Source organism: Glycomyces sp. NPDC047010 (genome assembly GCF_040644205.1).
Lineage (GTDB): Bacteria > Actinomycetota > Actinomycetes > Mycobacteriales > Micromonosporaceae > Glycomyces.
The window spans coordinates 478,649-490,630 of the sequence record NZ_JBEYVY010000001.1 but is presented as its reverse complement, the minus strand read 5'-3'; the positions used below and the strand labels follow the sequence as shown (position 1 = coordinate 490,630).

General features: G+C 72.1%; 12 protein-coding genes. 11 read left to right on the top strand and 1 reads right to left on the bottom strand.

Features of this window, described 5'->3' with window-relative positions; all coding sequences use genetic code 11:
* Positions 1-9: 9 nt before the first annotated feature.
* From AB0A65_RS02345 to AB0A65_RS02295, 11 genes are all read left to right on the top strand, one after another.
* Positions 10-1,248 (top strand): MFS transporter, encoded by a 1,239-nt coding sequence (locus AB0A65_RS02345; RefSeq protein ID WP_359944916.1) that lies wholly within the window; start codon positions 10-12, stop codon positions 1,246-1,248.
* A gap of 25 nt (positions 1,249-1,273) precedes the next feature.
* Entirely contained in the window at positions 1,274-1,699 is a 426-nt protein-coding gene (locus AB0A65_RS02340) for a protein-tyrosine phosphatase family protein (protein WP_359944913.1), read from the top strand.
* Positions 1,700-1,786: 87 nt separating this feature from the next.
* Positions 1,787-2,506: a DUF4129 domain-containing protein gene (locus tag AB0A65_RS02335; RefSeq protein WP_359944910.1), complete on the top strand. Its 720-nt coding sequence runs from the start codon at positions 1,787-1,789 to the stop codon at positions 2,504-2,506.
* Complete coding sequence (locus AB0A65_RS02330; RefSeq protein WP_359944908.1) at positions 2,503-3,042, top strand: hypothetical protein; 540 nt, start codon at positions 2,503-2,505, stop codon at positions 3,040-3,042. The genes AB0A65_RS02335 and AB0A65_RS02330 overlap by 4 nt, the downstream gene beginning before the upstream one ends.
* Positions 3,043-4,041: a MoxR family ATPase gene (locus AB0A65_RS02325; protein ID WP_359944905.1), complete on the top strand. Its 999-nt coding sequence runs from the start codon at positions 3,043-3,045 to the stop codon at positions 4,039-4,041.
* Positions 4,038-5,402 carry a DUF58 domain-containing protein gene (locus AB0A65_RS02320; RefSeq protein WP_359944902.1) on the top strand — a complete coding sequence of 455 codons (1,365 nt, stop codon included), beginning with the start codon at positions 4,038-4,040 and terminating at the stop codon, positions 5,400-5,402. The genes AB0A65_RS02325 and AB0A65_RS02320 overlap by 4 nt, the downstream gene beginning before the upstream one ends.
* 28 nt (positions 5,403-5,430) lie before the next feature.
* Positions 5,431-6,048 (top strand): hypothetical protein, encoded by a 618-nt coding sequence (locus tag AB0A65_RS02315; protein WP_359944899.1) that lies wholly within the window; start codon positions 5,431-5,433, stop codon positions 6,046-6,048.
* Between the two features lie 11 nt (positions 6,049-6,059).
* Positions 6,060-7,445 (top strand): FAD-dependent oxidoreductase, encoded by a 1,386-nt coding sequence (locus tag AB0A65_RS02310; RefSeq protein ID WP_359945564.1) that lies wholly within the window; start codon positions 6,060-6,062, stop codon positions 7,443-7,445.
* A gap of 73 nt (positions 7,446-7,518) precedes the next feature.
* On the top strand, positions 7,519-8,208 hold the full coding sequence (mtrA, locus tag AB0A65_RS02305; protein WP_153026654.1) for an MtrAB system response regulator MtrA: 690 nt from the start codon (positions 7,519-7,521) through the stop codon (positions 8,206-8,208).
* 3 nt (positions 8,209-8,211) lie between these two features.
* On the top strand, positions 8,212-9,855 hold the full coding sequence (gene mtrB, locus AB0A65_RS02300; protein WP_359944895.1) for an MtrAB system histidine kinase MtrB: 1,644 nt from the start codon (positions 8,212-8,214) through the stop codon (positions 9,853-9,855).
* The gene (locus AB0A65_RS02295) at positions 9,839-11,566 is read left to right on the top strand and encodes an LpqB family beta-propeller domain-containing protein (RefSeq protein ID WP_359944892.1); all 1,728 of its coding nucleotides are present in this window, start codon (positions 9,839-9,841) and stop codon (positions 11,564-11,566) included. Before mtrB ends, AB0A65_RS02295 begins: the two co-directional genes overlap by 17 nt.
* Positions 11,567-11,623: 57 nt before the next feature.
* Here the strand turns inward: AB0A65_RS02295 and AB0A65_RS02290 are convergent, their stop codons facing one another.
* Positions 11,624-11,851: a DUF3107 domain-containing protein gene (locus AB0A65_RS02290; RefSeq protein WP_359944889.1), complete on the bottom strand. Its 228-nt coding sequence runs from the start codon at positions 11,849-11,851 to the stop codon at positions 11,624-11,626.
* Positions 11,852-11,982: the final 131 nt, after the last annotated feature.

Sequence of the window (11,982 nt, the reverse complement as noted above, 5' to 3'; positions counted from 1 at the left end):
CCCGAACCGATGTTCCGCAACCCCGACCACCGCCTCCTGCTCATCTCCGTGGCCGCGAGCCAAGTCGGACTCCAGATCGCGTACTTCTCGGTCTCGATCATCGCCGTGGTCGTGCTCGACCTCAGCGAGGCCCAGATCGGCGTCCTCAACGCCATGGACCAGATCGCCCTGGTCATGTTCGGGCTGCTGGTCGGCGCGTGGGTGGACCGGATGCGGCGCAAGCCGATCATCGTCGTCAGCGAGGTGCTGCGGGCGGTCGTGATGCTGACCGTCCCCGTCGCGTGGGCGCTCGACGCGCTCGCGATGTGGCAGCTGTACGCCGTCATGTTCGGGCTCGGCCTGGTCTCGGTGTTCTTCGACGTGGCGCAGGGCAGCTACGTGCCGATGCTCATCGACAACGACCGCCTCGCCGGGGCGAACTCGCGCATCCAGGGGCTCCGGTCGGCGTCCGACACGGGTGGACCGCTCGTCGCCGGGCCGCTCGTGACGCTGCTGACCGCGCCCGTCGCGGTCGCCGTCGCCGTCGCGGGCTTCGCGGTGTCGGCGTTCAGCATGTGGCGCATCAAGTTCACCGAGGCCGAACCGGTGCGCCGGGAGAAGCCGCATCTGCGCGCCGAGATCGCGCAGGGCGTCAAGTTCATCCTCAAGGACCCGATCATCCGCACCGTGGCGTTCTCCAGCGCCTGGTGCAACCTGTCCGTGGGCGCGTTCCAGGCCATGCTCGTGGTGTTCCTGATCCGCGACACGGGCCAGCCCAGCGCGGTCGTCGGCCTCGTCCTCGCCGGGTCCGGGGTCGGCGGGGTGCTCGGGGCGATGCTCGTCGGGAAGATCTCCGCGAAGGCGGGGATGGGCCGTACTGCGCTTGTGGCGCTGGCGCTCTCGGGGCCGGGCATGGCGGTCGTGGCGCTCTCGGGGCCTGGGTGGGGCGCGGTGGCCGCGTTCCTCGGGCAGGCGCTGTTCGTGGGGTCGATCGTGGTGTTCAACGTGAACGTCGTGAGCTACCGGCAGGCGGTCACGCCCGACACGATCCAGGGCCGCGTGAACGCCACGCAGCGGGTGATCACGTGGGGTTCGATGGCCCTCGGGTCGATCGCGGGCGGGTTCGTCGGCGAGGCGATCGGCGCGAAGTCCGTCCTCCTCATCGCCGCCGGGATGCTCTTCGCCGGGTGCCTCGTGCTCCTGAAGACCCCGATCCGGACCCTCAAGGAGCTCCCCGAGGAGGGCTCCGGGCTCAGAGAGGTCCACTAGCGCTGCGCCGCAGTAGCATCGGACGATGACTTGGGACCCTGACGCCCCCGGCGTGCTGCGCCTCCCGTCCGGTCGCCTCGTGCGCGGCCGCGGCCTCGCCCGGCCCCTCCCCGAAGGGCCGGAGCCGCAGTTCGCGCTGTACCTGCTCGGCAAGGAGCCGCCCGCGGTCGCCTGGGACGCGACGTGGGTCCGGTGGCCCGACTTCCGGCTCCCCGCCGACAAGGACGCCTTCACCGCGGCCCTCCGCGAAGCGTGGCGGCGCGCGGAGACCGAGCGCGTCGAACTCGCCTGCCACGGCGGGAACGGCCGCACCGGCACCGCCCTCGCGTGCATGGCCGTCCTCGACGGCGTCCCCGCCGCGGAGGCCGTCGCATTCGTGCGCGCCGGATACTCCCCGAGAGCCGTCGAGACCCCCTGGCAGCGCCGCTTCGCGTCGCGTTTCGGGTCCTGAGACGGGTAGGCGTTTGCAGCGGCGTTGGCATAAGGTGGGGACGCGCATCACCCCCACCGCCGCACCGCACACCCCAAGAGGCCGCACATGACCCCACCCGCACCGCCAGAGCGCCCGACGCTGCGCCGGTGGCTGCCGGTCGTCGCGGTCGCGGCCGCGCTGCTGATCGTCGGGATCGCCGCGCAGGGCACCGGGCTCCAGTGGGACGAGGCGCGGATGCCGTTCGACGGGGGCGGCGGCGTCGAGGTCGCGCCGTCGATGCCGACCTATGGAGAGCCGTCGCTGGGGCTCGGCGACGGGGGCCGGGAGGGCGGCTCGTTCCCGTCGTGGATCAGCTGGCTCATCCTCGGCGTCCTCGCGGGCGTCCCGCTGCTGCTGGTCCTGCTGCTCCTCGTCAGGCGCCTCCTCAGGTGGGTCGCCGACGCGCCCGAGTCCACCGGCGTGCCCGAACCCGAACCCGAGCACCTGGTCCGCGACTTCGCGCTCGTGGACGACGCCATCGCCTCGGCGCTCCAGGAGATGGACCTCGGCACGGACGCCAGGTCGGCGATCATGGCCTGCTGGATCCACTTCGAGCGCGCCGCCGAAGGCGTCGGCATCGAACGCGACGCCTCCGACACGCCCGCGGACCTGGTCCGCAAGCTCCTGCTGCGCCACGACCTCGACGGCGCGGCCCTGAACCGGCTCACCGAGGCGTACCTGCGGGCCCGCTACTCGCCGCACGACGTCGGCGAGGCCGACCGCGACCGCGCCCGCGACGCCCTCGTCGCACTCCGGGCCCAGCTCGGCGTCAGGGAGGCGCAGTGAGTGACCAAGCGCCGCAAGGCACCTCCGTGAAGGAACTCCTCTCGCCGTTCGGGCGCGTGCGGCTGTGGCCCGCCGTCGGGGCCGTCGCGCTCGCCGTGCTCGCGTGGGCCCTCGCCTACATCGGCGGCGTCGACTTCGCGATCTGGCAGCTCGTGCTCCTCGCCGTCGCCTCGCTCCTCGTCCACTCCGTGGTCTCGGGTATGCGCGCCGACACCGAGCCCGCGCCCGAACTGCGCGCCCACACCGTCAACGAGCCGTCCTGGCGCCCCTTCGCGGACGTCAACCGCTGGGAGGACCGGTTCATCTTCGCCGAGGCCAAGCCCGGCCGGTTCGCCACCACCAACGCGAAGCAGCAGCTCACCGAGCTCGCCGCTGAGCGCCTGCGGCTGCGCCGCGGCCTCTCGCTCGCCGCGCAGCCCGCCGAGTGCCGGGCCGCCCTCGGCGAGAGCGCGTACCTGTTCCTGACCGGCCCGGTGCCGGACTGCCCCTCGCCGCAGCAGCTCGGCGCCTATCTGAAAGCCATCGAGGAGATCTGAATGAACGAGACCCCGCGCATCAGCCTCGACCAGGTCGCGCACCACGCCGAAGCGGTCCTGAAGTCGGTCCGCTCGGTCATCGTCGGCAAGGACGAGCCGCTGCGCCTGGTCCTCGCCGGGATCCTCGCCGGCGGCCACATCCTCCTCGAAGACCTCCCGGGCCTGGGCAAGACCCTCACCGCCCGGTGCTTCGCGCAGAGCCTCGGCCTCGACTTCCGGCGCCTCCAGTTCACGCCCGACCTGCTGCCCGCCGACGTCACCGGCTCCCTGCTCTACAACCAGAAGACCGGCGAGTTCGTCTACCGCAAGGGCCCGGTCCACACCAACCTCCTGCTCGCCGACGAGATCAACCGGACGCCCCCGAAGACGCAGTCCGCGCTCCTCGAAGCGATGCAGGAGCGCCAGGTGTCCGTCGAGGGCGAGACCCACCTCCTCCCCGAGCCGTTCACCGTCCTCGCCACCTCCAACCCCGTCGAGTTCGAGGGCACCTACCAGCTCCCCGAGGCCCAGCTCGACCGGTTCCTCCTGCGCGTCTCCTTCGGCTACCCCACGCCGGAAGAGGAGTGGGAGGTCCTCCAGCGGCGCATCGGCCGCCGCACCGAGAGCGTCGAACTCGACCCCGTCATCGACGCGCCCACCCTCGTCGCCATGCAGCGCGCCCTCGAAGACGTCACCGTCGAGGACTCCGTGGGCCGCTATATCGTCGCCGTCACCACCGCCACCCGCGCCCACGCGCAGGTCCAGGTCGGCGCCTCCCCGCGCGGCTCGCTCGCGCTGCTGCTGGCCTCCCGCGCGCTCGCCGTGCTCGCCGGGCGCGATTTCGTGACCCCCGACGACGTCAAGGGCGTCGCCGGGGCCGCGCTCGCGCACCGGATCACGCTCAAGCCCGAGCTGTGGATGCGCCGCATCGACCCCGCCGCGGTCGTCGCCGACATCTGCCGCGGCGTCCCGGCCCCGCAGACCGCCCAGGCCCCGGCGTACACCGCGCAGCCGCGATGACGATGGACCCGGTCCTGAGCCTGCGCACCGACAACCCCCGCGAGGTGCGCGCGGCCCAGGTCGAACCGCCCGTGACGTGGCGGCGGACCAAGGCCCTGTCGCGGGCCGTCGCCGTCGCCGCGGTGTGCCTGCTCGCGGCCGTCGCCTTCGGCCGCGTCGACCTCGTGCTCATCGCCGCGCCGTTCGCGATCGGCACCGCCGTGCTCCTCCAGCGCCGCCCCCACCGCCCGCCCGAGGTCCGCATGGCGCCTCTCGAAGGCACCGGCACCGACCTCACCTGCGCCGAAGGCGCCACCGCCGCGGCGCGCGTCATCGTCGCCAACCCTGAGCCGGTCCCCGTCACCACCGTGGTCACCGCCGTCGCCGACCCATGGATCGACCTCCACACCGGCAAGGGCGACTTCGCGTCCGCGCTGGCGCCGCAGTCCGGGCGCGACCTCGTCGTCGCCGGGACGGCCCGCCGCTGGGGCGAGCACCGTCTCGGCCCGGTCCACGTCCGCTCCGTCGCCTGCGGGGGCCTCCTGGAGACCACCGTGCAGCGCCTCCCGGGCCTGACCGCGTGGGTCGTGCCCGTGCCCGACTGGTTCGACTCGGCCGAGTCCCTGCCGTTCGCCGAGGGCGTCACCGGCGTCCACCGGTCCCGCCGCGGCGGCGACTCAGGCGAGCTCGCCGAGGTCCGGCTGTACCAGCCCGGCGACCGGCTCCGCCGCATCGACTGGCGCACCTCCATGCGCACCAGGGACCTGTACGTCAACGCCACGCTCTCCGAACGCGACACCGACGTCACCCTCGTCCTCGACCTCCAAGTGGAGGCGGGCGTGTCCGGGGGCCTCGACGGCGCCGCGTCGATCGCCGACCTCACCGTCCGCGCCGCCGGGGCCGTCGCGTCCCACTACGCGCTCCAGGGCGACCGCACCGCGTGCGTCGAGTTCGGCGCCCGCGGGCGCCGCATGCGGGCCGGGGCCGGGCGCCGCCACGCCGCCGCCACCCTGCGCTGGCTCGCCGCCGTGGAGATCCCGCAGGACCCCGTCCCGCCCTCGCCGGAGATGCTCCGCCGCCAGCTCGCCGGGCAGCGCAGCCTCAACGTCGTGTTCACGCCGCTGCTCACCGACCGGTCGATCGCGCTCATCGCGGCCCTCGCCCGCGCCGGGCGCCCCGTCCTGTGCGTCGACACCCTCCCACCGCACGTCTCCCCGCCGCGGAGGACACATTGGACCCCGTACGCGGAGCGGCTGTGGCGCCTCTCCCGCGACAACACCCTCATGGAGCTGCGCGACCTCGGCGTCGCCGTCGAGCCCTGGCAGGGCGCGGCCTCCCTCGACGCCGTCCTGGCCCAGCTGACCCGGAGGCGGTACCGATGAGCCCCTTGACGACGCTTGCGAGTCGAACATGAGCGACATCCAGCGCGGCCTCCTCCAGGCCCTCCGCGACGGCGCCCGCGAGCGCGCCAAGGCCGGACGCGCCGGCGGCGTCTCGTGGGCCCGCCGCGTCGCCCCCGCCCCGGTCCTGCTGCGCCTGCTCACGGCCCTCACCCTGTTCACCGCCAGTGAACTCGCGGTGCCGCCCGAATGGGCCGGCGCCGGGTTCTACGTCGCGGTCGCGGCCCTCCTCGCGCTCATCGCGGCCCTCGCCCCCGCCGGGGCCGCGCCCCTGGTCGCCATCGGGTTCACCATCGCCGCGTGGCTCGTCTCCGACGCCCTCGACGGCGACGGCTCTCCCACATTGTGGACGGCCGCCGGGCTCGCCTGCCTGCTGTACACCGGCCACTCCGCCGCCGCCGTGGCGCAGCGTTTCCGAACGACTACCGCAATGGACGGTGAGATCATCCTCACCTGGGCCAAGCACCTCGGACTCGTCCTGGCGTCGACTGTGGCCATCGCCCTCACCCTGGCGCTGTTCACCGCGTATTTCACCGGTCTCACCGCAGGTCTCGCCGTCGGCGCGGGCATCGTGGCCGCTGTCACCGTGATCTACGTCCTCGCGCGTTCACTACACAAGGCCACCTGAACCGGGCCAGAATTGAACACGTGAAACGTATAGTCGTGATTGGTGCCGGTCACGTCGGTTTTTACGTTGCCGAACGCTTGAGCAAGCTGCTGAAGGGCGACATCAAGCGCGGTCAAGTAGAACTGATGGTCATCGACCCCAACCAGCACATGACCTACCAGCCGTTCCTGCCCGAGGCGGCCGCTGGTTCCATCTCCCCGCGACACGGCGTTGTGCCGCTCCGACAGGCCCTCAAGCACTGCACCATCCTCACCGGTGCGGTCACCGAGATCAAGCACGCCGAGCGCAAGCTCATGGTGCAGCCTTACGTCGGCCCCGCCCGCGAGGTCGAGTACGACGAGGTCATCGTCGCCCCCGGCTCCGTCTCCCGCCCGCTCCCCATCCCCGGCCTGGCGGACACCGCCATCGGCATCAAGTCGATGGGCGAGGCCATCTGGCTGCGCAACCACGTGCTCCAGCGCTTCGACATCGCCGCTACCACCGAGGACCCCGACGTGCGCCGCAAGGCCCTCACGTTCCTCACCGTCGGCGGCGGCTTCGCCGGCGCCGAGACCCTCGGCGAGCTCGAAGACCTCACCGCGAACATCGTGAAGAACTACCCGATGCTCGACGCGTCCGAGATCAAGTGGTACCTCGTCGAGTACGCGAACAAGATCCTCCCCGAGGTCGGCCCCGAGATGGGCGCCTACGCGGCCCGCGAGCTCACCAAGCGCGGCGTCGACATCCGCCTCGGCACGACCCTGAAGTCCTGCGAGGGCGGCCACGTCGTCCTCACCGACGGCGAGGAGTTCGACTCCGACACCATCATCTGGACCGCCGGCGTCATGCCCCACCCGCTGCTCAAGCAGACGGACCTCCCGATCGGCCCCCGCGGCCACCTGGAGTGCAACACGCGCCTCCAGGTCGCCACCGGCGTCGAGGCCGGGAAGCACACCGTCGGCGAGGTCGTCGAAGGCGCCTGGGGCGCGGGCGACTCCACCCAGGTCCCCGACACCTCGGACTTCCCGATGGACTGGTGCACCCCGTCCGCGCAGCACGCCGTCCGCCAGGCGCGCACGCTCGCCGACAACGTCTACCGCAGCCACGTCGGCCGCGAACTGACGCAGTACGAGCACAAGTACATCGGCTCCGTCGCGGGCCTCGGCCTGTACAAGGGCGTGGCGAACACCTACGGCTTCAAGGCCAAGGGCCTCCTCGCCTGGCTCATGCACCGCGGCTACCACCTGTCGCGCGTGCCCGGGACCGGCCGCAAGGGCCGCGTCCTCGCTGACTGGATCGTCGGCTTCTTCACGAAGCGCGAGATGGTCCAGCTCGGCGAGATCCAGGCCGGCCGCGAACCGTTCGAGGCCATCGCCGCAGGCACCGACCCCGCACGGGCCGCCAAGTCCGTCGGATAGTCGTTACAGTTGGAGCACCACGGGGACACACCCGTGGTGCTCCGGCCTTTTGCGAGGTGGAAAACTGGTGTCCATGAGAGCACGTGTACTCGTCGTCGACGACGACCCGGCGCTGGCGGAGATGCTCGGCATCATCCTCCGGACCGAAGGCTTCACCCCCACGTTCGTCGTCGACGGCGAGAAGGCCCTCGCCGCGTTCAAGGAGCACCGCCCCGACATCGTCCTCCTCGACCTCATGCTCCCGGGCATGAGCGGGATAGACGTCGCGAAGGCGATCCGCGGCGAGTCCGGCGTGCCGATCGTCATGCTCACCGCCAAGTCCGACACCGTCGACGTGGTCCTGGGCCTCGAATCGGGCGCCGACGACTACATAGTGAAGCCCTTCAAGCCCAAGGAGCTGGTGGCCCGCATCCGCGCCCGCCTGCGCCGCGGCGACGACGTCACGCCCGAGCGCCTGGAGATCGGCAAGCCCGGCCTCCAGGTCCAGATCGACGTGCCCGCCCACCAGGTCACCCTCAACGGCGCCGAGGTCAAACTGACCCCGCTGGAGTTCGACCTGCTCGTGGCGCTCGCCCGCAAGCCCCGCCAGGTCTTCACCCGGCAGGTCCTGCTCGAACAGGTGTGGGGCTACCGCCACTCCGCCGACACGCGCCTGGTGAACGTCCACGTGCAGCGCCTGCGCGCCAAGATCGAGCCCGACCCCGAGCGCCCCCAGCTCATCCAGACCGTGCGCGGCGTCGGGTACAAAGCCGGACTCGGTTAGACCATGACCGCGGGGGAGGACCGGGCGCGCGAGCGCCCGGTGTGGCTGCGACGGGCATGGGGGAGCGCCGCCCGCTGGGCGGGCCGGGCCGCACGGCCCCTGATCGACCGCTTCCGGGCCTCGCTCCAGCTGCGCGTCGTCTCCTCGACGCTCATCGCCTCCACGGTCCTCGTCCTCATCTTCTCGTTCGTCGTGGCCGGCTCGGTCACCTCCGGGCTCCTCACCGAGCGCCAGGAGACCGCCGTCGAGGAGACCCTCAACGCCGTCGAGCGGGCCGCCGAGCAGCTCGGCACCTACACGTCCTCCTCCGACTCCGCGCTCGCCACGACCATGCAGCGGATCGTCAACGAGCTCGCCGAGGACCCGGTGTACGCGCCGGTCATCGTCCTGCGCACCGACGACGGGCAGGTCACCCGCTCGCACCCGGCGTCCTCGGAGGCCGAGCCCTCCGAGGAGCTCCAGGCCGACGTCGCCGAGCGCAAGACCGCCATCCAGTACGAGAACTTCGCGCTGGACGAGGAGGGCACCATGCCCTACCTGGTCGTCGGCTCCTACATCGACCTGAGCCTGGACTTCGAGCTGTACGCGTTCTACCCGCTCGAATCGCAGCAGGACGCCATCAGCCTCCTGCGCACCAACCTCGCGCTCGCCGGGGTCGCGCTGGTCCTGCTCCTCGGCGTCATCGCCGCGCTCGTCACGCGCCTGGTCGTGACGCCGGTGCGCGAGGCCGCCCGCACCTCCCAGCGCCTCGCGGCCGGGCTGCTCCACGAGCGGATGGAGGTCCGCGGCTCCGACGACCTCGCGCGGCTCGCGGGCTCGTTCAACCTCATGGCCGAGAACCTCCAGAGCCAGATCAGGCGCCTGGAGGAGATGTCGATGATGCAGCGGCGCTTCACCTCCGACGTGTCGCACGAGCTGCGCACGCCGCTCGCGACCATCCGCATGGCCGCCGACCTGCTCTACGACAACCGCGACGACTTCGACCCGGTCACCAAGCGGTCCACGGAGCTGCTCCAGCACGAGATCGACCGCTTCGAGGAGCTGCTCCAGGAGCTGCTGGAGATCTCCCGCTTCGACTCCGGGTTCGCGTCCCTGGAAGTGGACGCCGTGGACGTGGGCCGCATCGCCGACGACGTGGTCGAGGGCCTCTCGCACCTCGCGGAGGACTGCGGCGTGCAGGTCACCGTGCGCAAGCCGCGGCGGCGCGTCATCGCCGAGGTCGACCCGCGCCGGGTCCAGCGCATCCTGCGCAACCTCGTCTCGAACGCGATCGAGCACGCCGAAGGCAAGCCGGTCGTGATCACCGTCGCCGAGTCCGAGACGGCCGTGGCCGTCGCGGTCCGCGACCGCGGCGTGGGCCTCAAGCCCGGCCACGCCGACCGGGTCTTCGACCGGTTCTGGCGGGCCGACCCGTCCCGCAACCGCCGCACCGGCGGCACGGGCCTGGGCCTGGCGATCAGCCTGGAGGACGCGAAGCTGCACTCCGGGACCCTCCAGGCCGTGGGAGAGCCCGGCCGGGGCACGCTGTTCGTGCTCACGCTGCCGCTCCAGGCCGGGAACCGGGTCATCACCTCGCCGATCCCCCTGCGGCTCGACGGCCCGCGCCCCGGCGCGGGGAAGGAGGCCACCCGTGCGACGCAGGACTAGCCTCGCCGCGGCGCTCGCCCTCGGGACCGCCTGGGCCGCATCGGCCTGCGGCATCCCCACCGGCCGCGACCCGGAGGTCGTCGACGACGCCCCCACGAACTTCGGGGAGTCCTCCGGGACGGCCGCCGAGACGTTCGAACCGACCACCGAGGCCGACGCCACCGTCCAGAACTTCCTCAAGGCCGCCGCCGGGGACCCCGCGAGCCGCGACGACCGCCTGAACAAGTTCACCGCCTCGGGCACCGAGCAGTTCTCCGACGCGGCCACTGGCATCCGCCTCCTCGACGACATCCAGGTGTCCGTGGGCGGCGGCAACCCCATCGAGTCCGCGAACGTCACCGTCACGGCCGCGGTCGTCGGCGTCTACCTCGAAGACGGCTCGGTGCGCATGAGCTCCTCGCCGAGCGCCTACGAGGAGACGTTCATGCTCGGACGCGACGGCGGCCTCCAAGACGTCTGGTCGATCGAGAGCCAGCCTTCGCAGGTGTCCCTGGACTACCGGCAGTTCCTCGACTCCTACCGGGCCTCGCCGCTGTACTTCCAGGCCGACGCGCCGCAGCTCCTCGTCCCCGACCTGCGCTGGATCTACGCCGACCTCGACGCCGAGACCGACCGCCGCCTCCTGCTCGACTGGCTCCTGCGCGGCCCCTCCGAGTTCGCCAGCCAGTCGGCGCGCAGCGCGATCCCCACCTCCACCACCGCGAAGACCTCGCCGCGCGACGGCGTCGTCGAAGTGGACCTGACGCTCGGCGAGCCCGTCGACGACCGGTCCGTCCAGGACGCGATCACCGCGCAGATCGCCTGGACCCTGAGCCTCTCGGACGGGTTCGTGCTCACCGCCGACGGCGACACCATCGGGGAGGGCACGCTCGCGGACTGGCGCGAGTGGAACGCGATCCCCGTGGACCTCCCGCAGACCGCGTACTTCCTGTTCGAGGAGACGGTCTGGCAGTACACGGCCGAGGAGGTCACCACCGAGGCCCCCGACCACTCCTGGGTGGGCTTCCAGGCCGACGGCCTCCGGCAGGTCGCGGTCGGCCCGGCCGACCAGCTCGCCGCGATCACCGCCGGGACCGCCGGTGACGTGCTCACCGTGGGCCCCACCGACTCCGCGATGGGCGCGGTCGGCGGCCTGGGGACGGTCCTGGCCGACCCGCAGTGGCACCCCGCGAGCGCGATCCTCGTCGTCTCCGACGGCGTCCCCACGGTGGTCAACCCGAACTCGCGGGCGGTGATCCAGCCGCTCACCGTGGGGGAGGCGGTCACGGCGATGGCGCTGGCGGCGGACGGGCGGCGCCTGGCGTACGTCGAGGGCGGCCACGCGTGGGTCGCGCCGCTGAACGTGGACGCCGACGGGAACCTCCAGGCGGGGGAGCCGCGGCGGATCGGCACGGACATCGAGGACGTCACCGACATCGCGTGGAGCTCCGAGAACTACCTGTGGGTGACCGGCAAGCGCGACGACGACACGCTGTTCAGGGTCGCGATCGACAACTCCCGGACCGACGTCCAGGCCGGCACGGCCGGGCTGGTGTTCTCCGAGGTCGCGGCCAATCCCGCGGACCCGGTGGAGTCGAACCTCAACCGCGGCGACCCGGTGCTGGTGGTCGCGAACGACACGCTGTACCGGGTCCACACGAGCGGCCCCGAGGGCGTGCGCAACGGCAGCCACGCCGTGGGCGGCACCGCGCCCTTCACGGTCCTCCAGTAAGTCGGCGGGCAGAGCGAAGGCCCGGAGCCGAAGCCCCGGGCCCGAAGTCGCGTCCGCTTACTTGTCGACCGTGAACCCGACGGACCGCACGTTGGTGGCGGCGGTCTCGATGTAGGCGATCTTGTCGACCGGGACGATCACCTGGCGCCCCTTGTCGTCCTCCAGGCGCAGGACCCCGCCGTCCTTCACGGCCTGCTCGATCGTGTCGGACAGGTCCTGCGGAGAAAGCTTGCTCTCCAGCACCAGCTCGCGCGGGGCGTACTGGACACCGATCTTGACCTCCACGGGCCCTCCTCAATCGAAATGCTCTGACCTTCGGTCCGAAGCAACACTACTCGCGGCGACCTCCGGTCCACTGCACGGAGCGCTGCGCCGAGAGCGAACGGCGCCGCCCCGAGAATTCACCTTCCGGGGGG

Coding starts and splice junctions, on each gene's coding strand:
- AB0A65_RS02345 (WP_359944916.1), top strand. CDS start 10: ATGTTCCGCAACCCCGACCACCGCCTCCTGCTCATCTCCGTGGCCGCG.
- AB0A65_RS02340 (WP_359944913.1), top strand. CDS start 1,274: ATGACTTGGGACCCTGACGCCCCCGGCGTGCTGCGCCTCCCGTCCGGT.
- AB0A65_RS02335 (WP_359944910.1), top strand. CDS start 1,787: ATGACCCCACCCGCACCGCCAGAGCGCCCGACGCTGCGCCGGTGGCTG.
- mtrA (WP_153026654.1), top strand. CDS start 7,519: ATGAGAGCACGTGTACTCGTCGTCGACGACGACCCGGCGCTGGCGGAG.
- AB0A65_RS02320 (WP_359944902.1), top strand. CDS start 4,038: ATGACGATGGACCCGGTCCTGAGCCTGCGCACCGACAACCCCCGCGAG.
- AB0A65_RS02315 (WP_359944899.1), top strand. CDS start 5,431: ATGAGCGACATCCAGCGCGGCCTCCTCCAGGCCCTCCGCGACGGCGCC.
- AB0A65_RS02325 (WP_359944905.1), top strand. CDS start 3,043: ATGAACGAGACCCCGCGCATCAGCCTCGACCAGGTCGCGCACCACGCC.
- mtrB (WP_359944895.1), top strand. CDS start 8,212: ATGACCGCGGGGGAGGACCGGGCGCGCGAGCGCCCGGTGTGGCTGCGA.